The following is a 24,380-nucleotide window of genomic DNA, read 5'->3' as shown; positions in this document are numbered from 1 at the left end:
GCGCGCGCGCGACAGGCTGACGAGCTTGCCCGTCACTTCGGCCCGATCATCTGCTCGGGGCGCACGACGCGGTCGAACGTCTCCTCGTCCACGAATCCGAGGCGCACGGCCTCTTCGCGAAGCGTGGTGCCGTTCCTGTGCGCGGTCTTGGCGACCTTGGTTGCGTTGTCGTAGCCGATCGTCGGCGCCAGCGCGGTGACGAGCATCAGGCTTTCGCGCATCAGCTTCTCGATCCGCTCCACGTTGGCCTCGGTGCCCGCCAGCATCCGCTCGGTGAAGCTGTCGGCGGCGTTGCCCAGAAGGGTCATGGATTGCAGCAGGTTGTAGGCCATCATCGGATTGTAGACGTTGAGCTCGAAATGGCCCTGGCTGCCTGCGAAGGCGATGGCCGCGTCGTTGCCGAGGATATGGGCGCAGACCTGCGTCATCGCCTCGGCCTGCGTCGGGTTGACCTTGCCCGGCATGATCGAGGATCCGGGCTCGTTCTCCGGCAGGATCAGCTCGCCCAGTCCCGAGCGCGGCCCCGAGCCGAGAAAGCGCATGTCGTTGGCGATCTTGTAGCACGCCATGGCGGCAGTCTTGATCGCGCCCGACATGAAGACCATCGCGTCATGCGCGGCCAGCGCCTCGAACTTGTTGGGCGCGGTCACGAAGGGCAGGCCGGTGATCCCGGCAATGTGGGCGGCAACCGTGGTGTCCCAGCCCTTGTCGGTGTTCAGACCCGTGCCCACCGCCGTGCCGCCCTGTGCAAGCTCGTAGATGCCCGGAAGCGCCATCTTGATCCGCGCAATCCCGTTGCGGACCTGCATCGCGTAGCCCGAGAATTCCTGGCCCAGCGTCAGCGGCGTTGCGTCCTGGGTATGGGTCCGGCCGATCTTGATGATATCGCGGAACGCTTCTGCCTTCGTCTCGAGCCCCTCGGCCAGCTTCTCGAGCCCCGGGATCAGAACCTCGTGCGCCGTGACGGCCGAGGCGATGTGCATGGCGGTGGGAAAGGTGTCGTTCGACGACTGTCCCATGTTGCAGTGATCGTTGGGATGGACCGGGTCCTTCGACCCGATCTCGCCGCCGAGGATCTCGATGGCACGGTTCGCGATCACCTCGTTGGCGTTCATGTTCGACTGCGTGCCGGAACCGGTCTGCCAGACCACGAGGGGGAAGTTGTCGTCGAGCTTGCCGTCGATGACCTCCTGTGCGGCCTCGATCATGGCGTCGGCCAGCCGCGCGTCCAGCTTGCCCGACGCCTTGTTGGCCTCGGCGCAGGCGCGCTTGATGACGCCGAGCGCACGGACCACGGCCACGGGCTGCTTTTCCCAGCCGATGGGGAAGTTCATGATCGAGCGCTGCGTCTGCGCGCCCCAGTACTTGTCTGCAGGCACCTCGAGGGGGCCGAAACTGTCGGATTCGGTTCTGGTCGCGGTCATCTCTCGTCACTCCGGTATGCGCTTGCATACCGTTTAGCCATCGGGGTCGGCGCGCGCAATGCGCGGCAGTGCCTCATGCCTGCGCGGCGGGCCGGTGGAAGCGGTAGACGCGCGCGGGCGGCAGGTTCCACCATATGCGCCCGCTCACCCGCCAGTCGAGGTCCAGGTCCTCGCGGACGGGCCGGGCGACCGGGGGCTTGGGGCCGTAGGTGAACTGGACGAAGGTGCCGCCGGGACGCAGGCGCGCGAATCCGCCGCCGAGGATGGCGCGCTGCAGCTCGGGCGGCATCGACAGAAGCGGCAGGCCCGACACGACAGCCTGCGCGCGCGCGACAGGAAGGGAGCCCACGTCGCCCGCGCTCATGCAATGCACGTTGAGGCCGGGAAACCGGGCGCGGAGACGGTCGCAGAAATCCGGGTTCATCTCGATGGAATGAAGTTGTGCGGGCCGGACGCCGCGATCGAGGATCGCCTGCGTGATGTTGCCCGTGCCCGCGCCAAGCTCGATCACCGGGCCTGCCGTGGGGTCGATCCCGGCGGTCATCTCGGCGCAGAGAAACCGCGAGGAGGGCGCAAGGGCCACGACCTGGTGCGGCCTGCGCAGAAGCTGCCCAAGAAACAGCGATAGGTCCGATCTGGGCATCCGAAACGCCTGGCCGTTCTAGGGGAACATGGCCCGGACCGCGGCCATGACGGCACCCCGTGCGCAGGCCGCCGGCCAGCCGCGCTGCGACGGGGATCGGGCCGCTGGCATGGGGTCAGTGATTCCGGCGGAACGTGTCGAGGCTGACGACCTCGGCATCCTTGCCGCGACGCTCTCCATCGTCGGGCTCGTCGCCGCCGGTCGTGGGATCGTCGCCGGGACCATCTGGCGCCGGCGCCGTCTCGAAACGGAGGCCGAATTCCACCGAGGGATCGACGAAGGTGAGGATGGCGTCGAACGGCACGCGCAGGCGCTCGGGGCTGTCGCCGAAGTTGAGCGTGATCGCGAAGCCGTCGTCGTCGACCTCCAGCGCGTCATACCAGTGCTGGATGACGATCGTCATCTCCTCGGGATAGCGGTCCTGCAGCCACGAGGCGATCTCGACCCCCTCGTGGCGGGTGTCGAAGGTGATGAAGAAATGATGTTCGCCGGGCAGGCCGCCTTCGGCCACGTCGGTCAGAACCGTCTGGATCAGGCCCCGCATGGCGTGGTGCATGAGGCGGCCGTAGGCGATGGTGTCGGGGCGGTCGGACATGGGGGGGCAATACACCGGCGGTTGTTGCGCGATCACCATAGAAGATTCGCTACGATATGAAAGGTTGCGTGTCTTCGATCGGCGGCGAAGGTGCCACGCCGTTCAGAAGTTCGCGATCAGGAGCCACGAGGCCAGCGCCGCTTCGGATCCGAAAAAGGTCCAGGCCTGGCGCGACCCGGCGTTGTCGCGGAAGATCGACGTGACCCGGCCCACCGCGGCGCCGGCGTAGGCGATGCCCATGACGACCCAGCCCATAGGCTCGTTCAGGACCATCGCACCAAGGCCGAGGGCCACAAAGAGACAGCCGGAGACGGCCGAGATCTCGGTGTAGGCCATGTGCGAGGGTCCAGCGACCATGTCGAGCTGCTGCATCGTCCAGCGCGGCGCGAGCCAGCCCAGGAGGCCGAGGCCGATCGTCAGCAGCGCCACGGCCATGTTGATCAGGTCGACGAGCGTCATCGCGCCAAGCATGAAGGTCTCCACCGAATGGTTTACCCTTAAACGAGCGGGATCATCCGTTGGATCACTAGCACCTGTAAAAATATTCACGCGGACGTGATTGCGCGGGCGTGGGATTGAAATTGCGGCTGCCCGCGCCGCGCGGCTGTGCTGCGCGGGGGCGTGGTCGCGACGGGGAAGGGAAGTGCAGGCTTCTGTTGCCAGGTGCCTGCGAACCCCGCCTTACGTTGCTAGACGCAAGGGCTTAAGTTCGGCGACTTTGACAGCTTACGCTGCCGCAGCCATTGCCGGAGCACGGTTGTCATTTGCAACTGTACGTTTCGGACCGATAACGGTGGTACCTCACCGGGACAAAGCAAACCCCTTTAGACGTTCGTCGATCCTGTTTCGGCCCCATGTTCCGCAAATGACGGAGGTGTGGTGGAGCCGCCGGGTACCGCCCCCGGGTCCGATCCGCTTATTACGAGCGCGTTTATGTCCATAGTCCCGTTGCCGGAACACCGCATAGATACGCGTCCGGCGGGCCGTTTTCAAGGTCGCAGAGGCGGCGGCGCTACTCTTCGCGCTCGGTCGTGAAGGTCAGGGGAAAGCCCGCGTTTTCGCCCATGGCGTTGGCCCGCGCGGTCTTGGTCTCGGCGATCTCCAGGGTGAAGACCGCGACCACGCAGGCGCCCCGTTGATGCGCCGTCAGCATCACCGTGAACGCTTCGTCGCGGTCCATGCGGAAGACGGCCTTCAGCACCTTCACCACGAATTCGCGCGGGGTGAAGTCGTCGTTGAGCAAGATGACCTTGTAGAGCTTCGGCCGCTCCGTCTGGGGCCTCGCCCTCGGCCGCAGGGCCGTCGATGTGCCTGACATGGGCGCCTCGCACGATGCCGGTTCGGCGCAAGCATACCACATGGCGGCGGCGCGTGCAGGGCCGTGCGCGGCGGCGCGACGGCAAAAGGGGCGCCGTCTCGGGCGCCCCTTGTCGATCGTCGGTGGCGACGGGGATCAGAAGCCGGCCTTGATCCGCTCGAAGGCTTCGGCCTGCCGCTCGCGCTGCTCGTTGGAGATGGGCAGCTGCGCCAGCACCGGCACCGTGACCTCGCCGAGGCCCGCGGCCTCGAGCGCCTCGGGGCCCTGCGCCTGAAGCGCGGCGTCGTTGGCCGAGCCGAAACCGTTTTCAAGAAGCGGGCCGGCGGAGGCTTCGGACAGGAGCGCGTTGACGTAGTCGTAGGCAAGATCCTCCGAGCCTTCGCCCTCGGCCATGTTGACGTAGCCGCAAAGCCAGACCGAGGTGCCTTCCTCAGTGTTGCGCGCGAAGCCCGTGGGGAAGCCCTCGTCGGCGAGCGACACCGGCACTTCGTTCCAGGCCCAGGCGGCCAGAACCTGCCCCGAGGCCATGAGCTGCTGGATCTCGGCGGGATCGACCCAGTAGTTCACGAGGTTCGGGTGGATGCCGCGCAGCCACTCGGTCGCCGCCTCGAACTGGGCGTCGGTCACGTCGGACCAGTCGCTCACGCCGGTGGCGAGGTAGGCGAGCGCGTAGGCGTCATCGACGTTGTCGGGGATCGAGAGGCGGCCCGCATAGTCGGGATCGTTGAAGATCTCGAGCGACGCGACGTCCTCGGCGGGAACCTCGTCGCTGTTGTAGACCACGGCGGTGGAGCCGTAATCCGTCGGCAGGAAGTAAAGGTCTTCCGCGCCGGCGGCGACATCCTCGCCCACGAGGTCGCTGTTCAGGGTGGCGAAGGCGTCGATGCGCGAGGGGTCCCAGGGCTCGATGATGCCCGAGGCCTCCCAGCGCGGCACGGATCCGGCGCAGATATGCGTCACGTCGGACCGGAAGCCCGCGAGCAGCCGCTGGAATGCCTCGTCCTCGTCCCCGAAGAACACGAATTCCGGCGCCGTGCCGTGGGTGTCGATGTAGGGCTGGTGGAACTCGGGCGTCTCGAAGCCCGAATAGTCGAACACGAGGAGATCCTGCGCGTAGGCGGGCAGTCCGAGGGTGAGCGACAGCGCCGTGCCAAGCGCGATACGATGGGTCATGATGGCAGAAATCCCTGTTGGTTCCGTGTGAATTGCCGGTTCCGACGTTAGAAAACGGCCCCCTTTCCCGCAAGGGCAAACCGGGGCTTTCCCGCAAGCTGACACGGGGCGTGCGCAAAATGCGCCCAGAAAGTCGTCATTGGCCCGCCTCGGGCGACTTTGCGCGGCATTTTGGGCTGCGGCGCGCGCCCGGGGATGCTAGGCACCCTTCGAGATGGGGCGCGCGGGCAGGGCTTGTGGATGCGGAGCCGCCATCGGCCGAAAGAGGAGGACTGCGAGATGACGTTTCGGGCATTGCTGGTCGAGGAGAACGCCGAGGGCGCGAAAAGCGCTTCGGTCCGGACGCTGGAGGACGACCGTCTGCCCGCGGGGGATGTCACCGTCGCGGTCGAGTATTCGACGCTCAACTACAAGGACGGGCTTTGCCTCGGTTCTGGCGGCGGTCTTGTGCGCAGCTACCCGCATGTGCCTGGCATCGACTTCGCGGGGACGGTGGAGGCCAGCGAGGACGAACGCTACGCGCCCGGAGACAAGGTGGTCCTGACCGGCTGGCGCGTGGGCGAGGCGCACTGGGGCGGCTACGCCGAAAAGGCGCGGGTGAAGGCCGACTGGCTGGTGCCGCTGCCCCAGGGGCTGACGACGCGCCAGGCCATGGCCGTGGGCACGGCGGGGCTGACCGCGATGCTGGCGATCATGGCGCTTGAAGATCACGGCCTGCGGCCCGGCGGGGGAGAGGTTCTCGTGACAGGTGCGGCCGGCGGCGTGGGATCGGTCGCGACGGCGGCGCTCGCGAAGCTTGGCCATGACGTCGCCGCCGTGACCGGGCGGCCCGAACAGGAGGCCTACCTGAGGGATCTCGGCGCGGGGCGCATCGTGCCGCGCGCCGAACTGGCCGAGACGGTCAAGCGCCCGCTCGAGGCCGAGACATGGGCTGGGTGCGTCGACGCCGTTGGCGGCACGATGCTCGCGCGCGTGCTTGGCCAGATGAAATACGGCGCGAGCGTCGCCGCCGTGGGCCTCGCGGGCGGTGCGGCGCTCCCCGCGACCGTCATCCCTTTCCTTCTGAGGGGCGTGAACCTTCTGGGCATCGACAGCGTGATGCAGCCCTACGAGAATCGCGTGCGCGCCTGGGACCGGGTGGCGCGCGACGTGCCGCTCGACAAGCTGGACGCGATGGTGCAGCCCGCCACGCTCGAGGATCTGCCGAGGCTGGGCGCGGAGATCCTGAAGGGCGGCGTGCGCGGGCGCGTCGTGGTGGACGTGCAAGGCTGAGGCCCGCCCGGCCCGCGACCGGGCCCGACTTGACCCCGGCTCTGGCGGGGTTAATTCGCGCCGGGCGGCACGACGCGAGCGAAGAAGAACACGGGGCGCATGGACGACACTCCCATCCTCTACTGGGCAAGGCGGGATTTCCGGCTGGCCGACAACCCCGCGCTGTGCGCGGCGGCGGCCTCGGGGCGGCCGGTCATCCCGGTCTTCATCGTGGACGAGGTGGTCGAGGGGCACGGGGCCGCACCGAAATGGCGGCTCGGCCTCGGCGCGGAGACGTTCGGCGACGCGCTCGAGGGCGCGGGGTCGCGGCTGATCGTGCGGAGGGGACGCGCGCTCGACGTGCTGCGTGCCTTGATCGACGAGACTGGTGCGCGCGAGGTGCATTGGAACCGCCTCTACGATCCTGACGCGCGGGCGCGTGACGAGGGCGTGAAGTCCGCGCTGAAGGCCGACGGCGTGGAGGTCCAGAGCCACGCGGGACACATCCTGTTCGAGCCGTGGACGGTCGAGACGGGGACCGGCGGCTTCTACAAGGTCTACACACCGTTCTGGAAGGCCGTGCGCGGGCGCGATCCCGGCGCGCCGCTGCCTGTGCCCGACCTCGTCGCGCCCGCGTCCTGGCCGGACGGCGACGATCTCGCGCGGCACGGCCTCGGGGCCGCGATGGGCCGGGGCGCCGAGGTCGTGCGGCCGCACCTCGCGGTGGGCGAGCGGGCCGCGCAGGGCCGGCTCGGCGCGTTCATCGGGGGCGGCATCGACGACTACGCCGACGCACGCGACAACCTCGCCCGTGACGGCACATCCCACCTGTCGGAGAACCTGACCGTCGGCGAGATTTCGGCGCGCACCTGCTGGTGGGCGGGGCAGCGCGCAATGGCGGAGGGCAAGGCGGGGGCCGAGACCTTCCTCAAGGAGATCGTCTGGCGCGACTTCGCCTATCACCTCGTCTACCACACGCCCCATATCGTGGAGCGCAACTGGCGCGAGGAGTGGGAGGCGTTCGCGTGGAACGAGGACGCCGCGCGCGACGACGTCGTGGCGTGGCTGCGCGGGCGAACGGGCATGGCGATCGTCGACGCCGCGATGCGCGAGCTTTACGTGACGGGCCGGATGCACAACCGCGCGCGGATGCTGGTGGCGTCCTACCTCACGAAGCATCTGCTCACGCATTGGAAGATCGGCCTCGACTGGTTCGAGGAGCACCTCGTGGACTGGGACCCGGCCTCCAACGCGATGGGCTGGCAGTGGTCGGCGGGGTCCGGGCCGGATGCGACGCCCTATTTCAGGGTCTTCAACCCCGAAACGCAGGCCGAGAAGTTCGATCCGAACGGGCGCTACAGGCGGCGGTGGGTGGCCGAACTGTCCTCGGCGCCGCCCGAGACGGCCCTGAGCTACTTCGAGGCGGTGCCGGAGAGCTGGGGGCTTTCGCCGGACGACCGCTACCCGGAGCGTCCCGTGGTGGACGCGGGCGAGGGGCGCAAGCGGGCGCTGGAGGCCTACGAGAACAGGGGCTTCTGAGGGGCTGGCGATTGATGCCGGCACAGGGGTCCGCTAACGGGGACCGTCGGCGGGGTTCGACACGGGGACTTGCACATGGCCACCGCATCGGGATCAGATGCGGCGGTGTTGGGGAAAAAAAGAAGATGATAAAGACCACGACCCAGGGTGAAACGGGGCTGCCGCGCTATTTCCAGGCGGTGTTCGACCAGGCGCAGAAGATGGAACATGGGCGCCTCGACATGGTGCTGCCGGATGGCCGCGTGTTCCGCACCGAGGGTCCCAAGCCCGGCCCCGTGGCCGAGTTGCACATCCACAACACCGACATCTTCGCGCGCCTCATCCGCGAGGGCGACCTGGGATTTTGCGAGGCCTATCTCGACAACTGGTGGTCCACTCCCGACCTTCAGGCCTTCATGGACCTGATCCATGCCGACAACGAGGAGGTCTACGACGGCTTTCTCGGGATGGGGCTGATCCGCGCCTACGAGAAGTTCCGCTTCTGGCTCCAGTCGAACTCCAAGGCGCAGGCGCGCAGGAACATCTCCTACCACTACGACCTCGGCAACGAGTTCTACCGGCTCTGGCTGGACGACACGATGACCTATTCCTCGGCCAAGTTCGAGACCGGGCAGGAAAGCCTCGAGGCCGCGCAGATCGCGAAATACGCCTCGATGGTCGACCAGATGGACGCCCGCCCGGGCGATCATGTCCTGGAGATCGGCTGCGGCTGGGGCGGCTTTGCGGAGTATGCCGCGAAGGAGCGGGGCCTGCGCGTCACCGGCCTGACGATCTCCAAGGAGCAGCACGACTACGCGGTCGAGCGCATCGCGAAGGCGGGGCTTTCGGACCGGGTGGAGATCAAGCTGCAGGATTACCGCGACGAGCGCGGCATCTACGACGGCATCGCCTCGATCGAGATGTTCGAGGCCGTGGGCGAACGCTACTGGCCTGTCTATTTCGATACCGTGCGCGACCGGCTGAAGCCCGGCCGGCAGGCGACGCTTCAGATCATCACGGTGCAGGACCGGCGGTGGGACGTCTATCGGCGCGGCGTCGATTTCATCCAGAAATACGTCTTCCCCGGCGGGATGCTTCCGGCGCCGAGGATCCTGCGCGAGCAGGTGCGGCGCGCGGGCCTCGAGGTCGCCCATTCGATCGAGTTCGGCGAAAGCTACAGCCAGACGCTGCGCCGCTGGCACGACACGTTCAACGCCCGCTGGGACGAGGTCGCGGCCCTCGGATTCGACGATCGCTTCCGGCGGATGTGGAACTTCTACCTGTGTTCCTGCGCCGCCACGTTCCACTTCAGGAACACCGACGTGACGCAGATCACGATCCGGCGGCCGGCCTGAGGATTGATGCCCGCATGCGGCAAAATCCGCCGTCTCTGCGCGGTTTGGCCACAAATGGGCCCCAATCGGATGCTTCGGTGAGGACCATGCTGTTTCCGCCTCACACCCAGTCCGGCTCCTCGAAGATGGAGATGCCCACCGCGGCCAAGCTCTTCGCGGCGATCCTCTTTTTCGGGGTGGGATGGCAGGCCGCGACCTACACGCTCCTGACCTTTCCGCCCGAGATGCCGGCCGGTTATTTCCCGCTGACCATCGGCCTGATCGGCGCGTGGCAGGGGTGGATGGTGGCAGGAGGCCGGGCAGGGCGCGGCATCGGGCAGGCCTTCGCGAACGGTATCCGCACCTCGGTGCAGATCGCCTTCTTCGGCATCTTGCTGTTCTCGCTGAGGACGATGTTCATGCGATCGGCGAACCTGCGCTACGACTCGCCCGGCGAAGCGACCATCGCGACGCTGGAACTCGCGATCGAGTATTTCGTGCAGTCGGCGACGATCCCGGTCTGGACCACGCTGATCGTCGGCGGCGCGCTCTGCGGTCTGGTGGTCGAGGCGATCGGGCGCATCTGGCGCTGAGGATGGCCCCCACGCGGATCTTCCTGTTCGGGACCCTTCGGCACGCCCCGCTGCTTCGGCTGGTGGCGGGCCGTGATCTGCCGCTTGTTCCCGCCACGCTTCCCGGCGCGCGCTGCGAGCGTGCTCTCGGAGGGGACTGGCCCGTGCTGGTCGAGGATCCTGCCGCGCGGGCGGAGGGCGTGCTGGTCGAAGCCGACGCCGAGGCGCTGCGGCGTCTCGACTGGTACGAGGCGGTCTTCGGCTATGACCGCGCCCCCGTCGAGGTCGAGACCGAGGGCGGCCGTCTCGCGGCGCAGGTCTGGCGGCCGCGCCACGACGATCCGGGAAGCGGCGAGCACTGGAGCCTCACGGCCTGGGCCGAGGCCTGGGCGCCCCTGACCTGCGAGGCCGCGCCCGACATCCTGCGCCGGATCGGCCGGCAGGAGCCCGACGAGGTCGGCCGCATCGCGGGCATCGTCCGGGCGCGCGCCGATGCCGTCCTGCGCGCCTGCCAATGGCGCCGGCCGGGACGCGTCGGCGGTCGCTTCGGCCACGCAGACGCCGAGATCCTCGCGCGGCGCCACCCCTACGACGGCTTCTACGCGACCGAGGAGATCACCGCGCGCCACCGCCGCTTCGACGGCGCCGAGGAGCGCGAGGTCGTTCGCGCCATCTTCCGGGTGGGCGACGCCTCCACGGTGCTGCCCTACGATCCCGTCCGCGACCGCATCCTGCTTGTCGAGCAGATCCGCTTCGGGGCGCTGGTGCAGGGCGACCCGTCGCCATGGCTCCTGGAGCCGGTCGCGGGCCTGATCGACGCGGGCGAGACCCCCGAGGAGGCCGCGCGCCGGGAGGCGGCCGAGGAGGCGGGGCTGGCGCTCCAGGGGCTGCATTTCGTGGCCCGTTACTATCCCTCGCCGGGCGGGCTGGCGCATGTCCTGTTCTCCTATGTCGGAATTGCCGATCTGCCCGACGGAAGCGCTGGCCTCGGCGGCCACGAGGACGAGGGCGAGGACATCCAGGGCCATCTCGTCACCTTCGACGGGGCGATGGCGCTGATGGAGACGGGCGACCTCGTCAACGCCCCGGCCATCATCTCGCTGCAATGGCTCGCCGCGAACCGTGCGCGGCTGCGCGCCGAAGCGGGGATCGCGTCCGGCGCGGGTTGAGTTCGGGCGCGCCGAAGCCTATCCAGTTGGCGCCCAGACACCCCCGCGAAAGACCCGTCCAATGCAGATCCACAAAGACCTCGCCGCCGCCGTCGGGAACACGCCCCTCATCCGTCTGAGGAAGGCCAGCGAAATGACCGGCTGCGAGATCCTGGGCAAGGCGGAGTTCATGAACCCCGGCCAGTCCGTCAAGGACCGCGCCGCCCTCTACATCATCCGCGACGCCATCGCCCGCGGACTGCTTTCGCCCGGCGGCACGATCGTCGAGGGGACGGCCGGCAACACGGGCATCGGCCTTGCGCTGGTCGGAGCGTCGATGGGCTTCAGGACCGTCATCGTCATCCCCGAGACGCAGAGCCAGGAAAAGAAGGACATGCTGCGCCTCGCAGGCGCCGAACTGGTCGAGGTGCCCGCCGCGCCCTACCGCAACCCCAACAACTTCGTGCGCTATTCCGGCCGCCTCGCCGAGGCGCTGGCCGCCACCGAGCCCAATGGAGCGATCTGGGCCAACCAGTTCGACAACACCGCCAACCGGCAGGCCCACGTCGAGACGACGGGCCCCGAGATCTGGGAGCAGACCGGCGGCCGCGTCGACGGCTTCATCTGCGCCGTGGGTTCGGGCGGAACGCTTGCGGGCGTGGCGGAAGCGCTTCAGGCGCGCGGCGTGAAGATGGGCCTCGCCGACCCCGACGGGGCAGCGCTCTACAGCTACTACACCACGGGCGAGCTGAAGGCCGAGGGCTCCTCGATCACGGAAGGTATCGGGCAGGGCCGGATCACCGCCAACCTGGAGGGCTTCACCCCGGATTTCTCCTGCAACATCCATGACGCCGAGGCGCTGCCCTACGTCTTCGACCTCCTCTCGGAAGAAGGGCTCTGCCTCGGGGGATCGTCGGGGATCAACGTGGCCGGTGCGGTGCGCATGGCTCAGGAAATGGGGCCGGGCCACACGATCGTGACGATCCTCTGCGACTACGGCACGCGCTACCAGTCGCGCCTGTTCAACCCGGCGTTCCTGAAGGAGAAGGGCCTGCCGGTTCCCGCGTGGCTCGAGGGCCCCGGACGCGACATCCCCGACGTCCGCGAGGAATGATGCGGCGTCTCGCCACCCTTCTGCTGGTCCTGGCGCTATGCCTTTCGGCGGCGCTGCCCGCCGTGGCGCAGGAGGCCGAGACCGCCACCGCCCAGGAGAGCGCATCGCTCGACTACGCAAGCTGGGAAACGGAGGCGACGCGTGTCGAGAACCTGATCGCGGCGGGCACCGCCTCCACCGCCTTCTTCGAGAACATGCGACGCACGCTCGTGGAGTGGCGCACGCGCTTTCAGGGCGCACAGAGCGCCAATGCCACGAGGATCGCCACGATCCGGGCCCAGATCGACGCGCTGGGGCCGCCGCCGGGCGAAGGCGCGGCCGAGCCCGACGCCATCGCCGATCGCCGCGCGGGCCTCAACGAGCAGCTCTCGCGGCTGCAGGAGCCGCAGTTGAGCGCGGCCGCGGCCCTGACGCGCGCCGAGGGCCTCATCACCGAGATCGACGCGGTCCTGCGCGAACGCGAGCAGCAGCGCCTCCTGCAACTCGATCCCAGCCCCGCGAACCCGATCAACTGGACCACGGCGGCGTCGGACATCCTGGACGTGGTCGCATCGATCCGCACGCAGATCGCCGGGCGCCTGAGCGATACCGTGCGACGGAGCGAACTGGTCGACAACGCGCCGGGCATCGTGTTCCTGCTGCTCGTCGGGCTGCTCGCCATCTTGCGCGGGCGGCGCTGGACGACGCTGCTGACCGAGCGTCTGCAGGCGCGGGCGGTGACGCGCGGGCGCGTGGCCGTCGCCTTTCTCGTCTCGCTCCTGCAGATCACGGTCCCCTTCGTGGGCGTCCTCCTCATTCTGTCGGCATTCGTCGCGACCGGCATGGTCTCGTCCCAGGCGATGACGCTGCTCGAGGCCTTCGCGGCGGCCGCCGGGACGGTCTACATCTCGCTCTGGCTGGGCGGGCGGCTGTTCCGCTCGGACTCCGATGGGGCCTTCTCGCACCTGCGCTCGCAGCCCGGCAAGGCGGCTGCCGCGCGCTGGATTGTCGTCGCGATCGGCGTGACGGTCGGCTTCGCCATCGTGCTCGGGGCAGTCTCGGCCTTCGACGAGGTGTCGCCCGCGGCCCAAGGCGTCATCCAGACACCGGCGTTCCTGATCCTGGGCTACCTCTACATCGCCTCGGCCCGGCTTCTGCGCGCGGCCATCCCGTCGCTCGAGGTGCAGGAGGACGGCCTGGGATTCGCGCAGCGCGCGCTCGCCATCACGGCGACCGGGCTTGTCGCTCTTGGCGTCGTCGGGCCGCTTCTGGCGCTTGTGGGCTACGTCAATGCGACCGAGGCCATCATGGTGCCCGCCGCCCAGAGCCTCGGCCTCGTGGGGATCGTGATGGCGCTGCAGCCGGTCGTGCGCGACCTCTACGCGCTCGCCTTCCGCAAGACCCCGGGCGAGGCCTCGGCCGCGCTGATCCCGGTGCTGGTGAACTTCGTCCTCGTTTTCGCCATGCTGCCGTTCCTCGCGCTGACATGGGGGGTGCGGTCCGACCAGCTTCTCGACGTCTTGATCCGGTTCCGCGAGGGCGTCCAGCTTGGCGACGTGCGCATCACGCCCGGCAGCATCTTCGCGGTCGTCCTCGTCTTCGCGATGGGGCTGGTGGCGACGCGACTGCTGCAGGGCGCGCTGAAGTCCACCGTGCTGCCGCGCACTCAGATGGACGCGGGCGCGCGCACGGCGATCACCTCGGGCATCGGCTATGTCGGGATCGGGCTGGCGGCGGTCGTCGCGATCACCGCGGGCGGCATCGATCTCACCGCGCTCGGCGTGGTCATCGGCGCGCTTTCCGTCGGGATCGGCTTCGGCCTGCAGAACGTGGTGAACAACTTCGTCTCGGGCATCATCCTGCTGATCGAGCGTCCCATCTCGGAGGGCGACTGGATCGAGGTCAACGGCACCATGGGCATCGTCAAGGACATCTCCGTCCGCTCGACCCGGATCGAGACCTTCGACAAGACCGACGTGATCGTGCCCAACGCCGATTTCATCTCGGGCACGGTCGTGAACTGGACCCGCAGCAACACGATCGGCCGCGCCATCGTGAAGGTGGGCGTGGCCTACGGCACCGATACCCGCCGGGTGGAGCGCATCCTTCTCGAGATCGCGCGCGAGCATCCCGTCGTCGCGGCCTATCCCGAGCCGGGCGTCGATTTCCTGGGTTTCGGGGCCGACAGCCTCGACTTCCGCATCCGCGCCATCCTGCGCGACGTGAACCAGCTTCTGGACGTGCAGACCGAGATGCATCACCGGATCGCGGAACGCTTCGCCGAGGAGGGCATCGAGATCCCCTTCGCACAGCGCGACATCTGGCTCCGCAATCCCGAGGTCCTCGTGCGCGACGTGCCGGGACCACGCGGCGCCGAGCCCGCCGCGAGGGCGGTTTCCATCCCCGACAAGACCGGAGGCACCGCAGCGTGACCGAACCCCTCTACGCCACCGATCCCTACCGCAAGTCGGCGCCAGGCGTCGTGACCGCCCTGACCGACGAGGGCGGGATCGTCCTCGACCGGACGATCTTCTACCCCCGCGGCGGCGGACAGCCCGGCGATTCCGGAACCCTCGTCTGGTCGGGCGGCCGCATCGAGATCGCCACCGCCGTGAAGGGCGAGGGCAGCGCCATCGTTCTGGTCCCGGCCGAGCCCGGCGGCCTGCCGCCCGTGGGAACGCAGCTTGACCAGCGCCTCGACTGGGAGCGGCGCTTTGGCCACATGCGCATCCACACCGGGCTGCACCTGCTGTCGGTCGTCATCCCGCTTGCCGTCACCGGCGGCGCGATCAACTCCGAGAAGGGCAGGCTGGACTTCGACATGCCCGAGGCGCCGCATGGCCGCGAGATCCTCGAGGGGCAGCTGAACGCGCTGATCACGCGCGATCTGCCGGTGAGCGAGACCTGGATCAGCGAGGAGCATCTCGACGCCAACCCCGCGCTCGTCAAGACGCTGTCGGTGGCGCCGCCCCGCGGGGCCGGGCGCGTCCGGCTCGTGCGCATCGGGGAGGAGAGCGACACCGTCGACCTGCAGCCCTGCGGCGGCACCCATGTCGCGCGCACGGGCGAGATCGGCAAGCTGCGGATCGCCAGGATCGAGAAGAAGGGCCGCCAGAACCGCCGCGTCACCGTGGAGCTCTGCTGAACTCCTCCCACGCCGCGGCGGCACGGTCTCCGTCGCGTTCGCACGATCGCAGACTTGCCCCTTGCGCCCGCAGCCCCGGCTGCGCTATCGGGTCGTGCGCCGGAGAGGTGGCCGAGTGGTCGAAGGCGCACGCCTGGAACGCGTGTAGGCGGGAAACCGTCTCCAGGGTTCGAATCCCTGTCTCTCCGCCACTTGCCCCCGCGAAAGCGTTCTCCCGATCCGGCTGCGGCTGGATTTTTCCGTTGTTTTAGGGTCAGGATGCATTGATTGTCAGCGCTCTGCGTGGTTCACGGCCTGAAAAAACGGAGCGGTGACATGAGCGACCTGTACTGGCTGACCGACGCGCAGATTGCCAAACTTTCCCCTTTCTTCCCGAAGTCCCACGGCAAGCCTCGGGTCGACGACAGACGGGTCTTGAGCGGGATTATGTTCATCAATCGCAACGGCTTGCGCTGGCGGGATGCCCCTGCCGCCTATGGTCCCCACAAGACGCTCTACAGCCGGTGGAAGCGTTGGAGCGAGAAAGGCATCTTCGCACGGATGATGGCCGGGCTGGCTGCCGAGCACGGCGAGGAGAAGACCGTAATGATCGACGCGACGTATCTGAAAGCTCACCGCACAGCGACCAGCATGGCCGCGAAAAAAGGGGGCGTGGACGCCTGATCGGTCGCACCAAGGGCGGCATGAACACGAAGTTGCATGCCATCTGTGACAGCCAAGGCAGACCCCTCAACCTGTTCGTCACTGCAGGGCCGGTCAGCGATTACATCGGCGCGCGGGCGCTGCTCAGCAGCCTGCCAAAGGTCGACTCGCTGTTCGGTGACCGTGGCTATGACGCCGACTGGTTCCGAGAGGCGTTGAAAGACAAAGGGATACGCGCCTGCATCCCTGGCAGAAAGCAGCGTAAGAAGGCTGTCAAATACGACAAGCGCCGATACAAACGACGTAACCGCATCGAGATCATGTTCGGCAGGCTCAAGGACTGGCGGCGCGTGGCGACCAGATACGACCGCTGTCCAAAGGTCTTCCTCTCGGCCATCGCCCTCGCTGCGACCGTCATCTACTGGTTATGAGTCCTGACCCTAGCTGGGACAAATTCGAATTCGTCTGACAGCACCGTCAGGAGGACGCGGGGACGGATCTGCGGATCGGCAGCCAGACCCAGAAGCTGAGGAGGATGGCCGTCGCGGAGATCAGGGTCATCACCGTGCCGGGGAAGAAGTTCACGTAGCCCGGCAGATCGACGAACAGGAAATAGCCGACATCCGCCAGCCCCCCGACCATGGCCGTGACCCAGATCGCCGTCATGGTGCCGCGCCAGATGAAGATGGCGCCGACGATCGTAGCCAACCCGATCCACAGCAAGTTGAAGCCGTGCTGGTTCAGCACGCCGCCCACCGCCGGGTGATAGTCGGCCACGAGGAGTGCGGGGTCGACCGCGTCGGCGATGGCGGCAAAGCCCTCGGACGGGGCCTGGATGATCGTCATGACGCCGGCAAGCGTGTGGACAAGGCCCCAGATCACCCACAGGACAGCGGCGATCTTGAGTGCGGTAGTCTGTGTCTTGGTCATACGGAGATTCCTTCAGTTTCGATGCTCGGGAAGGGTGTGTGGTCCGTTACAGTTCGGTCACGCCGCCATCGACGAGGTATTCGGAGCCAGTCACGAAGCTCGCCTCGCCCGACAGCAGGAATGCCGCGACCGCCGCGGCTTCGTCCGCCGTGCCCCTGCGGCCGAGTGGCACCTTGGCCGCGATCTTCTCGCGAAAGCCCGCCTGTGCTTCGGCATCCATCCCGGTGCGCTCGGCGAAGTTCGTCTCGATCGGACCTGGGCTCAGCCCGGTTACGGTTATCCGGCGTGGCGCCAGTTCACGCGCCAGCACCCTGATCAGCGACCGCGTCGCCCCTTTAGCGGCGGCGTAGATCGCGGTGCCGGGTGCGCCCATCCGGTTGGCGGTCGAGGTGGTGATGACGACCGATGCCCCGTCGCGAAGGGTGGGAGCCAGCGCCTGGGCCTGTAGCAGCGGCGCCTTGACGAGGATCGCGAACTGGCGGTCGAATTCTTCGGATGTGATCTGCCCAAGCGGAGCAAAGGTTGCCTGGCCAGCGTTCAGGAACAGGCCGTCGATGCGCCTGTCGCTAATGGCGCTTGCAAGATCGGTCGCGGCGGGCCCGGGATCGCACAAATCGTTGAGGATGAATTCCGTGCCGGGCAACTCGGGCTCTGCGCGGCTGCGCGATGCCTCGCGGGAATGGGTCACGATGACGGTGGCGCCCTCGTCCAGCAGACGCCGGGCCGTCGCCAGACCGATGCCGGAGGTGCCGCCGGTGACGACGACGGTCTTGCCGTTGAACCTTTGGCGCTCAGTTCCGCTCATGCTGCTGCCGTCTTCGCGGGTGCTACGAGTTGGCCGAGCAGGGTGTCCAGCGCCCTTGTATCCTCGGGCCGCAGCAGCTGCTTGCCCTCGGCGTCCCAGGCCTCCGGCCACCTCCCGAGGCCGAGGCTGCCGCGCAGGTCGGCGCCGAAATGCGGTGCGAGCATCTCTTGGCTTGCCAGCACGTTGGCGCCCGCGCGAGGGCCAGGGGAGGCCGCCAGCATCGCCACCGGCTTGCCCTGCCAGACCTTCGCCTCGATCCGGCTCATCCAGTCGAAGACGTTCTTCCAGGCGGCGGTGACGAACCCGTTGTGCTCGGCGAAGGACACCAGGATCGCATCCGCGGCGCCGATCCGGTCGAAGAAGTCCTGCGCCGGAGCCGGGATACCGTCGGCCTTTTCCCGATCGATGGAATAGATCGGCATCTCGTAGTCGTTCAGGTCGAGCGTCTCGATCCGGACGTCGGGGACGATTTTCGCGAGCCGCATCGTGGCATGGCCGATCAGGGCGCGGTTGATGGAGTGGCGGCTGTTCGTGGCCGCGAAGGCGAGAATGGTCATCGGGAATCCTTTCGAATGGTCACGCGGATCGCTTGCCGAACCACATCCGGCGCAGAAGGCCGTCCTTCAGGACGATCTGGTGATAAAGCGCCGCCAAAAAGTGCAGGGCGATCAGCGCCAACAGCAGTGTCGCGATGAGCCCGTGCACCACGCGTGTCGGCATCGCTGCCAGTTCGGGCGGCAGCGTTTCGGCTGCGCCGCCATAGACGATGGGGAAAAGCCCCGCGCCGAGCGCCGTGGCGAGACCTGTCAGAACCATGCCCGCGATCAGGGCGTAGAAGCCCCAATGCGTCCAGCGCCCGATCCGGTCGAGCAGGGCATGTCCGGTCTCGGCATGGGGTGGGTGCACGCTGCGGGTGCGGGTGACGAGACGCAGGATCAGCAGCACACCTATCGCCATGCCGAAGATCATGTGCCCGCCGAGGCCCGAGACCTTGTCCGGGCTGTCGGGGGGCATGTTGGCGAGCACGAGGCCACCTGCGGCCAGCGCGACCAGGATCATCAACGCCATCAGCCAATGCAGCGCGACGAGGAGGGGGTGGTATCTTTGCATGGCCGGGAGCCTCATTCTTGATGCCTTCAAGAGACAGCGTGCCTTCGCGGATCTGTGCTCACCAGCCATCGATTTGCGCCCCTAGTGCGCGCTGGTGCGACATGACAGAGTTGGTTCAGCGGACCGCCGGTCCTGGCGACCAGGGAATCCTACGCGCCCAGCCCGTGTCGGGTGTGTCTATGGGCCGGTCAAACAGCCCGCCCGGGCGGTTGCCCGCGAGATCCTCCAGCCGCGCGTCGCTCACGAGGTAATGCGGCGCTCCGGTCCATGGCGCCGCGGGGGTGAACCGCCAGACGCGCTCGCCGTCGCCCAGGTCGATGTGCCCCGGCACCGGCTCGCCTGCCGCGTCCAGCACGCGCAGCCGGTAGACCAGCGACAGATGATCGTGCGAGGTGCCGAGATCGACCGCCAGAGGGGCCCGCGTACCCGCTGCGGGCCGATGCAGCGCCCAGGTGCCGGGCGTGGGTGGCTCAAGGTCCGGTGGCCCGGCCACGAAGTGCTGCACCGTCTCCGCCCCCAGTTTGCATCCTGCCGCGTCCTCGGCCGTCGCACGCACGACGAAGGCGTAGCGTCCGCCTTCTTCCAGCGCGCGGCCCATGGCATCATGCGCCGCAAGCCCGGTCTTGACCCGCCCTGGGTCAAGCAGAACGGTCAGCCGCGTGGCATCGGGCGACCAGAGATCATAGCGATTGTGGAGGAAGGCGCCCGTGACTTCACGTCCTGTATCATCGACAAGTATGATGTGGTCGAGGATGTCGCCACGACCCATGGAGCGCGGGAAATAGACGAAGAACCGCAACAGGTTGGCGGGCAATTCCATGGCGGTCGGATAAATCTCGACCGGCCCGTTCGCCGAGGGGGCCGGGCAGGCTGCGGCGCTGCCGGCCTCAAGGGCCACCAGCAGTGAGGCGATGGACATGCGCATCGCCGGGCCTCAGCGCACCTGGTCCGGAAAGCCTTCGTCGAGCTTCAGCATGTTCTGGAACATGCGCGCGCCGTCGGCATATTGCGTGTCGGCGTAGACGTAGTCGGGGAAGTTGTATTCGGCGACGAACTCGCTAAGGCGCAGATAGACGCCCTTGCGGTACGACACGAGGTCCATCGCGCCCGTGTCCATGTTCCGCCGCAGCGTCAGAAGGAATTGCGCGTCTTGGTCGGCGGCTTGGAACACGCCCGCCAACGGGATCGGCGTCGTGGCGACGCCGAGCGTGTCGCCGAGGGCCGCGACCGGCTCCGTGATCCCCAGGGCGGCGGCCGCAGCGGTCAGGTCGGCGAGTGAAATCAGGTCCGCATCCATCTCGCGGTTGTTCACGAGGACAAAGGTGGCGGCGTTGCCCTGCTGGTCCATAACCTCGAAATCGAGCACTTCCAGGGGTGTGTTCCCGTAGCCCAGCTCGGCGATGGTGCGACCCGTGACATTGGTCCCGTCCGCCAAGTCGTCGACCGGCACGGTGACCAGCGGCGTGCAAGTATAGGCGGCAACGACCGTGCTGATGCCACCCACGTCCATGACCGTCATCGCCCGGATCGGCGCACGGGTCTCGGTCTGGCCATGGGCGGCGTGGAACATCTCGACGCCCGTCGAACTGGCAGTGTCGGTGAAGGGAAACGGCACCCGGCGCAGCGTCGAGGCGAACTCACCCGTCGACAGGCCCGAGACGAAAAGCTCGCCCCCCGCGAAGTCGAGGTCGGTCACCGTGAAGGTGGCTGCCGGGATGTCGCGCCAGAACGTCACGCCGTCATCCGCCGGATCCTGAAGGGTGAGCGTGTTGGACGGCATCGCCGCAAGGTCGAGCCGCCGCACCGTGCCGTCTCGCGCCACGGTGACGATGACGGGTTGTTCCGCGTCATCGATCGTCGCGGTAAGCGAAACGTAGGCCTCCCGCGTCACGGGATGCACCGCCAGATCGTGATAGGTCATGCGTCGCGGATCGGCGCCGAGGGCGTCGGCCAAGAGGCCGTCGAGATCGAGCAGGTTGTAGGGGGCCGGCTCTGCGGGGGCCGCGACCGCCTCTGGCAGGCCGATCGCGTGGATCGCGCCGCCGGTGCTGTCGGCGACGAAAAGTGTGTCGGCGTCGGCGAATTCAAGAACCGTGGCGGATTGCAGGCCTTGTGCCTGCGCAACGCCGGCGGTCAGGGCCAGCACGGACAGGGACGTGGCGAAGGTTCGGACGGACATTCGGATTTCCTCTCTGTTGCCATTGGTGCGCCGCCGGAGCAGCGATCTTGGAAACGTCATGTCGGAGTCTGCGATGCGCCTTCTGACCGCACCACAGATCGAAATGCGCGCTGCCTGCGCGTTGCTGCGACATTGCGCCGGTGCTAGAAGTGCCGATGCACTACTGGACAGAACTCCGCACCGCGCTAATGGTCGCGCGTCTGGGCACGGTGAGCGCAGCGGCCGAAGCCCTCGGCGTGCACCGCGCAACGGTCAATCGTCATATCGAGACGCTGGAAGGCGCGTTCGGCGCGCCGCTTTTCCAGCGGCATGCGCGGGGTTATGCGCTGACCGACGCGGGCCGCGACATGCTGGAGGTCGCCGCCCGTGCTGACGAGATGTTCGCCGATCTGGCGGGGCGCGCCCGAGGCAAAGCGGGGCAACTGTCGGGATCGCTGATCGTGACGGCGCTGTCCGGCGTGGCGCCGCTGGTCATGCCCGCGATCCGAGATTTCCACCTTTCCCACCGGCAGATCGCGCTGGAATTCGTGGCGGGCGCCCAGCTTGCCCGGCTGGAGCATGGAGAGGCGCACGTCGCGATCCGCGCCGGCGCGAAACCGGGGATGCCCGACTATGTCGTGACGCTGTTCCGCCGCTTGCGCTTCGGCCTCTATGCCAGCCAAGGCTACATAGATCGCTCTGGATATCCGGACCCTGACCGGCTCGACGAGCACTGCTTCGTCGGTTCGGTCGCGGTACCGCGTCCGGTTCCCTACGCACACTGGATGAACGCCAAGGTCTCACCAGAGGCGCTGGCACTGCAGACGACCGACCAGCAGGTCCTGCACAGCGCCGTCTGTGAAGGGCTCGGCCTTGGGTTCCTAGCCGAACACGACGCCTGTGTCCGGCCCGACCTTGTTGAGATCATCCCGCCGGGCGATGCGTGGTCCACCGCACTCTGGATCGTGACCCATGTCGACCTGCACCGTACAGCCAAGGTGCAGGCGTTCCTCGAGCACCTTCGACCTCTGGGCGGGCAGCGAGCCTCTGATTAGGGTGGATTTTTGCAGTCGGACAAATGGGCGGGCAAGGTATGCTCCTTACTGGCGTATGTTAAAATCAAAGCATTACCTTGCGGAAGAGATCTGATGTCATGCTTGTCTCCTCCGCCAACGCGACCGGGAACCGATTTCACCGGACATGCAGGCCGGTCGCTCAGGAAGTGATGCGCAGTACAAGGAGTCTTCAGGGCTTCGGAGTTCTCGGGACTGCCGCGAAAAGCGCGACAACCCCTCGAACCGAACACTGCGGCAAGGCCGCTCAACATGCTTGGAGTTATCTTGTAGTCACTCGGCCAGCGCGACGTCGCGGGGGCCCGTGAAGTCGAGCAGGCCGATGCAGGGAACGTCGCTGTCGCAGCGGTCGGCATGCACAGCGCCGCCTTCGACCAGGGAATAGTCGCCGGGCAAGGTCGGGACTTCGGTGCCGTCCGCCTCGATATGCACCCATGTTCCCGCGATGCTGAGCCCCCAGTAATCATGGGTATGAGTGTGCATCGGCAGCGCGACGCCCGGATCCATCTTGAACAGCCAGGCCGCACCGGTGGCGTCGTCGCCCCAGGCCAGGGCCAGTTGCACTCCGGGGATGGGCGCATCGACCCACTCCACGTTCGCGAGGGCGACATGGTGATCGCCATGAGCGTGGTTCTCGGCAAATGCGGCCGTTGTCAGCAAGGCCGCCGTGGCGGCAGCGATCAGTGTCTTGAACATTGAATTGGTCCTTTCGGTTGCAGAAGTCTTTCAAAGTTGATGGTTGGTGATCAGGCGTCGGTGCCGCCGAGCACGCCGTCGAGCTGCATCTCCGCCAACAGTGCGTCCTGCCGCGGCTGGGTGAAGGCGTTCATCTCGTCGACGCCCCAAGTGATGCCGACGACCGTGCGCGTGGGGCGCTTGCCCGGCGCGGCCTCGGCGAGTGTGAGATAGGCGTCGACAACCAGTTGCGGGTCGGGGGCGGCTTCGCTGGCCAGCATGTCGGCGAAGCCTGCGATCATGGTGGCAGGCACGTCGCCAAGATCGCCATAGGACGACAGCACATCTGCGTGGGCGGGCGGCTTTCCAGCGGCAAGCAGGTTCGAGGGGAACGGGCCAGGCTCGACCAGCGCCACGTCGATGCCAAAGGCGGCCACCTCGTAGCGCAGGCTCTGGCTGTAGGCTTCCAGCGCGTGTTTCGTCGCGCAATAGGTTCCGAAGAAGGGCACCGAGACACGGCCAGCGATGGAGCTGGTGTTGACGATCAGGCCGCTGCCTGCCGCGCGCATCGCGGGCAGCACCGCCTGCATCGCGCGGATGGCCCCGAAATAGTTGGTGTCCATCTGTTCCGCGGCCTGCCCGACAGTGTAGGCCTCGGTCACGCCGATATACATGATGCCGGCGTTGTTGATCAGGATGTCGACGGGGCCCTCCGCGAGGATGCGGGCGAAGCCATCAGTCACCGAGGCGTCGCTGGTGACGTCCATCTCGGCGATGGCGATGCCGGGGGAGTAAGCCTCCAGCTCGGCTTTCCTGGCCGCGTTGCGTCCCTCGGCATCGCGCATCGTGCCCCAGACACGGTCACCCCGGTCGGCGAAGGCGCGCACCGCCGCTGCGCCGAAGCCGCTGCTGGCCCCCGTGATGACGACCGTTTTGCCTGTCCCTGTCATGGCTAGTGCTCCTGCTTGCATGCTGCGTTACCGACTGGTACGAATATCGGCGACTCTACGTCAAGATATAAAATACCGACCGGTACCAAAATGAGTGACAACGAGCCGAAACTCGCGCGCGGCAGACCGCGCACGATGAACGCGGACGAGGTGCGCGACGTCGCGATGACGGCGTATTGGCAGAGCGATCCGGCCGACGTGTCGGTCAACGCGATCTGCCAGAAGGCGGGCATATCCAAGCCGTCGCTCTATCGGGAGTTCGGAAGCGAGGACGGTCTGACGCGTGCCGTGCTCGACAGCTATGCCGAGCGGGTGCTCTCGGCCGTCTTCGCGATCCTGCACAGCGGAAAGGGCTTGCAGGCGACGCTTGCAGCCCTGATCGACTTCGCGAGCGTGGACCCGCGGATGGAAACCGGCTGCCTGTTCTACAAGATGCGCGCGGGCAAGCACCGGCTGGGGCCAAAAACGCGCGCGCGGGTGGAGGAGATCGATGCGGCGGCGCAGGAAGCCTACGTGGCGTTCCTGCAGTCTTGTCGCGACGCCGAGGGGTGGCCAGACGGACTGTTGGTAGAGGCCGGGGCGCAATACCTCGGCGAGCAGATCGCCCTCGCCATCACCCAACGCGCATCGGGCGAAGACCCCGCCCGCATCCGCGAGATGCTTACCCTCGCGCTGTCGGTATTCACCCGCCCGTGACGAGATCGCCGCGCGCCCTGACGCCTGAATAGGGACCCGACACTTGAAATTCGGCCACCAAACACACCCCCAGCTCTAACATTTAACCATTTTTTTTCAGTGCTTTGAGGTGGAGAATGTCCGATCC

25 protein-coding genes, 1 tRNA gene and 1 other RNA gene are annotated in these 24,380 nt (G+C 67.3%); 12 read left to right on the top strand and 15 right to left on the bottom strand.

The window, feature by feature from the left end; genetic code table 11:
* Window positions 1-32 precede the first annotated feature (32 nt).
* The 7 genes from fumC to P6F26_RS10910 all read right to left on the bottom strand — a co-directional run bounded on the left by fumC (window position 33) and on the right by P6F26_RS10910 (window position 5,153).
* On the bottom strand, window positions 33-1,424 hold the full coding sequence (gene fumC, locus P6F26_RS10940) for a class II fumarate hydratase (protein ID WP_278028721.1): 1,392 nt from the start codon (window positions 1,422-1,424) through the stop codon (window positions 33-35).
* A 73-nt stretch (window positions 1,425-1,497) separates the two neighbouring features.
* On the bottom strand, window positions 1,498-2,067 hold the full coding sequence (locus tag P6F26_RS10935) for a class I SAM-dependent methyltransferase (RefSeq protein WP_278028720.1): 570 nt from the start codon (window positions 2,065-2,067) through the stop codon (window positions 1,498-1,500).
* 115 nt (window positions 2,068-2,182) lie between these two features.
* Window positions 2,183-2,662, bottom strand: coding sequence for an SspB family protein (locus tag P6F26_RS10930; protein ID WP_278028719.1), 480 nt, complete (start codon window positions 2,660-2,662; stop codon window positions 2,183-2,185).
* 102 nt (window positions 2,663-2,764) lie between these two features.
* A complete protein-coding gene (locus tag P6F26_RS10925; protein WP_278028718.1) occupies window positions 2,765-3,133 on the bottom strand; it encodes a DUF4345 family protein in 369 nt (122 codons plus the stop codon).
* A 171-nt stretch (window positions 3,134-3,304) separates the two neighbouring features.
* Window positions 3,305-3,659: a transfer-messenger RNA gene (gene ssrA, locus P6F26_RS10920) on the bottom strand.
* Window positions 3,660-3,674: 15 nt separating this feature from the next.
* Entirely contained in the window at window positions 3,675-3,980 is a 306-nt protein-coding gene (gene clpS / locus P6F26_RS10915; RefSeq protein WP_278028717.1) for an ATP-dependent Clp protease adapter ClpS, read from the bottom strand.
* A gap of 135 nt (window positions 3,981-4,115) precedes the next feature.
* The gene (locus P6F26_RS10910) at window positions 4,116-5,153 is read right to left on the bottom strand and encodes an extracellular solute-binding protein (protein ID WP_278028716.1); all 1,038 of its coding nucleotides are present in this window, start codon (window positions 5,151-5,153) and stop codon (window positions 4,116-4,118) included.
* A 279-nt stretch (window positions 5,154-5,432) separates the two neighbouring features.
* On the opposite strand from P6F26_RS10910, the gene P6F26_RS10905 reads away from it, so the two are divergent.
* The 10 genes from P6F26_RS10905 to P6F26_RS10860 all read left to right on the top strand — a co-directional run bounded on the left by P6F26_RS10905 (window position 5,433) and on the right by P6F26_RS10860 (window position 16,287).
* On the top strand, window positions 5,433-6,425 hold the full coding sequence (locus P6F26_RS10905) for an MDR family oxidoreductase (RefSeq protein ID WP_278028715.1): 993 nt from the start codon (window positions 5,433-5,435) through the stop codon (window positions 6,423-6,425).
* Between the two features lie 99 nt (window positions 6,426-6,524).
* Complete coding sequence (locus P6F26_RS10900; protein WP_278028714.1) at window positions 6,525-7,943, top strand: cryptochrome/photolyase family protein; 1,419 nt, start codon at window positions 6,525-6,527, stop codon at window positions 7,941-7,943.
* Between the two features lie 125 nt (window positions 7,944-8,068).
* Window positions 8,069-9,277 carry an SAM-dependent methyltransferase gene (locus P6F26_RS10895; protein WP_278028713.1) on the top strand — a complete coding sequence of 403 codons (1,209 nt, stop codon included), beginning with the start codon at window positions 8,069-8,071 and terminating at the stop codon, window positions 9,275-9,277.
* A gap of 86 nt (window positions 9,278-9,363) precedes the next feature.
* On the top strand, window positions 9,364-9,849 hold the full coding sequence (locus P6F26_RS10890; RefSeq protein ID WP_278028712.1) for a TrgA family protein: 486 nt from the start codon (window positions 9,364-9,366) through the stop codon (window positions 9,847-9,849).
* A 2-nt stretch (window positions 9,850-9,851) separates the two neighbouring features.
* A complete protein-coding gene (locus P6F26_RS10885; protein ID WP_278028711.1) occupies window positions 9,852-10,997 on the top strand; it encodes a gamma-glutamylcyclotransferase in 1,146 nt (381 codons plus the stop codon).
* 61 nt (window positions 10,998-11,058) lie between these two features.
* The gene (locus tag P6F26_RS10880) at window positions 11,059-12,090 is read left to right on the top strand and encodes a cysteine synthase A (RefSeq protein ID WP_278028710.1); all 1,032 of its coding nucleotides are present in this window, start codon (window positions 11,059-11,061) and stop codon (window positions 12,088-12,090) included.
* Window positions 12,087-14,501 (top strand): DUF3772 domain-containing protein, encoded by a 2,415-nt coding sequence (locus P6F26_RS10875; protein ID WP_278028709.1) that lies wholly within the window; start codon window positions 12,087-12,089, stop codon window positions 14,499-14,501. The genes P6F26_RS10880 and P6F26_RS10875 overlap by 4 nt, the downstream gene beginning before the upstream one ends.
* Window positions 14,498-15,214: an alanyl-tRNA editing protein gene (locus P6F26_RS10870; protein ID WP_278028708.1), complete on the top strand. Its 717-nt coding sequence runs from the start codon at window positions 14,498-14,500 to the stop codon at window positions 15,212-15,214. The genes P6F26_RS10875 and P6F26_RS10870 overlap by 4 nt, the downstream gene beginning before the upstream one ends.
* A gap of 101 nt (window positions 15,215-15,315) precedes the next feature.
* Window positions 15,316-15,405: transfer RNA gene (locus P6F26_RS10865), tRNA-Ser, on the top strand.
* 124 nt (window positions 15,406-15,529) lie between these two features.
* Window positions 15,530-16,287, top strand: a protein-coding gene (locus P6F26_RS10860; RefSeq protein WP_278028707.1) for an IS5 family transposase whose coding sequence is annotated in 2 segments (ribosomal slippage) — window positions 15,530-15,866 and window positions 15,866-16,287 — 759 coding nt in all. Because the reading frame shifts where the segments join, the coding sequence is not laid out codon by codon here.
* A gap of 46 nt (window positions 16,288-16,333) precedes the next feature.
* Here P6F26_RS10860 and P6F26_RS10855 read toward each other — a convergent pair.
* The 6 genes from P6F26_RS10855 to P6F26_RS10830 all read right to left on the bottom strand — a co-directional run bounded on the left by P6F26_RS10855 (window position 16,334) and on the right by P6F26_RS10830 (window position 20,880).
* Window positions 16,334-16,786: a hypothetical protein gene (locus tag P6F26_RS10855; protein WP_278028706.1), complete on the bottom strand. Its 453-nt coding sequence runs from the start codon at window positions 16,784-16,786 to the stop codon at window positions 16,334-16,336.
* Between the two features lie 46 nt (window positions 16,787-16,832).
* Window positions 16,833-17,591, bottom strand: coding sequence for an SDR family oxidoreductase (locus tag P6F26_RS10850; RefSeq protein WP_278028705.1), 759 nt, complete (start codon window positions 17,589-17,591; stop codon window positions 16,833-16,835).
* A complete protein-coding gene (locus tag P6F26_RS10845; RefSeq protein WP_278028704.1) occupies window positions 17,588-18,148 on the bottom strand; it encodes an NADPH-dependent FMN reductase in 561 nt (186 codons plus the stop codon). Before P6F26_RS10845 ends, P6F26_RS10850 begins: the two co-directional genes overlap by 4 nt.
* Window positions 18,149-18,167: 19 nt before the next feature.
* A complete protein-coding gene (locus P6F26_RS10840; protein ID WP_278028703.1) occupies window positions 18,168-18,701 on the bottom strand; it encodes a cytochrome b in 534 nt (177 codons plus the stop codon).
* 115 nt (window positions 18,702-18,816) lie between these two features.
* Window positions 18,817-19,626 carry a hypothetical protein gene (locus tag P6F26_RS10835; protein WP_278028702.1) on the bottom strand — a complete coding sequence of 270 codons (810 nt, stop codon included), beginning with the start codon at window positions 19,624-19,626 and terminating at the stop codon, window positions 18,817-18,819.
* 9 nt (window positions 19,627-19,635) lie between these two features.
* Window positions 19,636-20,880 carry a hypothetical protein gene (locus tag P6F26_RS10830; RefSeq protein ID WP_278028701.1) on the bottom strand — a complete coding sequence of 415 codons (1,245 nt, stop codon included), beginning with the start codon at window positions 20,878-20,880 and terminating at the stop codon, window positions 19,636-19,638.
* A 155-nt stretch (window positions 20,881-21,035) separates the two neighbouring features.
* On the opposite strand from P6F26_RS10830, the gene P6F26_RS10825 reads away from it, so the two are divergent.
* Entirely contained in the window at window positions 21,036-21,914 is an 879-nt protein-coding gene (locus tag P6F26_RS10825) for a LysR family transcriptional regulator (RefSeq protein ID WP_278028700.1), read from the top strand.
* Between the two features lie 291 nt (window positions 21,915-22,205).
* Here P6F26_RS10825 and P6F26_RS10820 read toward each other — a convergent pair whose 3' ends face one another.
* Together P6F26_RS10820 and P6F26_RS10815 are read right to left on the bottom strand one after the other, a co-directional pair.
* Window positions 22,206-22,628 carry a cupin domain-containing protein gene (locus tag P6F26_RS10820; protein ID WP_278028699.1) on the bottom strand — a complete coding sequence of 141 codons (423 nt, stop codon included), beginning with the start codon at window positions 22,626-22,628 and terminating at the stop codon, window positions 22,206-22,208.
* A gap of 50 nt (window positions 22,629-22,678) precedes the next feature.
* The gene (locus P6F26_RS10815; RefSeq protein WP_278028698.1) at window positions 22,679-23,557 is read right to left on the bottom strand and encodes an SDR family oxidoreductase; all 879 of its coding nucleotides are present in this window, start codon (window positions 23,555-23,557) and stop codon (window positions 22,679-22,681) included.
* Between the two features lie 135 nt (window positions 23,558-23,692).
* Here P6F26_RS10815 and P6F26_RS10810 point away from each other — a divergent pair, with 135 nt between their 5' ends.
* On the top strand, window positions 23,693-24,253 hold the full coding sequence (locus P6F26_RS10810; protein WP_278028697.1) for a TetR/AcrR family transcriptional regulator: 561 nt from the start codon (window positions 23,693-23,695) through the stop codon (window positions 24,251-24,253).
* Window positions 24,254-24,380: the final 127 nt, after the last annotated feature.

Origin of the sequence: Roseicyclus salinarum (genome assembly GCF_029624655.1) — a bacterium.
In the GTDB taxonomy this organism is placed as follows: Bacteria; Pseudomonadota; Alphaproteobacteria; order Rhodobacterales; family Rhodobacteraceae; genus Roseibacterium; species Roseibacterium salinarum.
Note: the sequence above shows the minus strand (reverse complement) of the source record. Positions and strands in the feature narration are given on the sequence as shown.

Bases quoted from the DNA above. Each gene is read 5' to 3' on its own strand.
- fumC (WP_278028721.1), bottom strand. From the start codon at position 1,424: ATGACCGCGACCAGAACCGAATCCGACAGTTTCGGCCCCCTCGAGGTG.
- P6F26_RS10935 (WP_278028720.1), bottom strand. From the start codon at position 2,067: ATGCCCAGATCGGACCTATCGCTGTTTCTTGGGCAGCTTCTGCGCAGG.
- P6F26_RS10930 (WP_278028719.1), bottom strand. From the start codon at position 2,662: ATGTCCGACCGCCCCGACACCATCGCCTACGGCCGCCTCATGCACCAC.
- P6F26_RS10925 (WP_278028718.1), bottom strand. From the start codon at position 3,133: ATGCTTGGCGCGATGACGCTCGTCGACCTGATCAACATGGCCGTGGCG.
- clpS (WP_278028717.1), bottom strand. From the start codon at position 3,980: ATGTCAGGCACATCGACGGCCCTGCGGCCGAGGGCGAGGCCCCAGACG.
- P6F26_RS10910 (WP_278028716.1), bottom strand. From the start codon at position 5,153: ATGACCCATCGTATCGCGCTTGGCACGGCGCTGTCGCTCACCCTCGGA.
- P6F26_RS10905 (WP_278028715.1), top strand. From the start codon at position 5,433: ATGACGTTTCGGGCATTGCTGGTCGAGGAGAACGCCGAGGGCGCGAAA.
- P6F26_RS10900 (WP_278028714.1), top strand. From the start codon at position 6,525: ATGGACGACACTCCCATCCTCTACTGGGCAAGGCGGGATTTCCGGCTG.
- P6F26_RS10895 (WP_278028713.1), top strand. From the start codon at position 8,069: ATGATAAAGACCACGACCCAGGGTGAAACGGGGCTGCCGCGCTATTTC.
- P6F26_RS10890 (WP_278028712.1), top strand. From the start codon at position 9,364: ATGCTGTTTCCGCCTCACACCCAGTCCGGCTCCTCGAAGATGGAGATG.
- P6F26_RS10885 (WP_278028711.1), top strand. From the start codon at position 9,852: ATGGCCCCCACGCGGATCTTCCTGTTCGGGACCCTTCGGCACGCCCCG.
- P6F26_RS10880 (WP_278028710.1), top strand. From the start codon at position 11,059: ATGCAGATCCACAAAGACCTCGCCGCCGCCGTCGGGAACACGCCCCTC.
- P6F26_RS10875 (WP_278028709.1), top strand. From the start codon at position 12,087: ATGATGCGGCGTCTCGCCACCCTTCTGCTGGTCCTGGCGCTATGCCTT.
- P6F26_RS10855 (WP_278028706.1), bottom strand. From the start codon at position 16,786: ATGACCAAGACACAGACTACCGCACTCAAGATCGCCGCTGTCCTGTGG.
- P6F26_RS10850 (WP_278028705.1), bottom strand. From the start codon at position 17,591: ATGAGCGGAACTGAGCGCCAAAGGTTCAACGGCAAGACCGTCGTCGTC.
- P6F26_RS10845 (WP_278028704.1), bottom strand. From the start codon at position 18,148: ATGACCATTCTCGCCTTCGCGGCCACGAACAGCCGCCACTCCATCAAC.
- P6F26_RS10840 (WP_278028703.1), bottom strand. From the start codon at position 18,701: ATGCAAAGATACCACCCCCTCCTCGTCGCGCTGCATTGGCTGATGGCG.
- P6F26_RS10835 (WP_278028702.1), bottom strand. From the start codon at position 19,626: ATGCGCATGTCCATCGCCTCACTGCTGGTGGCCCTTGAGGCCGGCAGC.
- P6F26_RS10830 (WP_278028701.1), bottom strand. From the start codon at position 20,880: ATGTCCGTCCGAACCTTCGCCACGTCCCTGTCCGTGCTGGCCCTGACC.
- P6F26_RS10825 (WP_278028700.1), top strand. From the start codon at position 21,036: ATGCACTACTGGACAGAACTCCGCACCGCGCTAATGGTCGCGCGTCTG.
- P6F26_RS10820 (WP_278028699.1), bottom strand. From the start codon at position 22,628: ATGTTCAAGACACTGATCGCTGCCGCCACGGCGGCCTTGCTGACAACG.
- P6F26_RS10815 (WP_278028698.1), bottom strand. From the start codon at position 23,557: ATGACAGGGACAGGCAAAACGGTCGTCATCACGGGGGCCAGCAGCGGC.
- P6F26_RS10810 (WP_278028697.1), top strand. From the start codon at position 23,693: ATGAACGCGGACGAGGTGCGCGACGTCGCGATGACGGCGTATTGGCAG.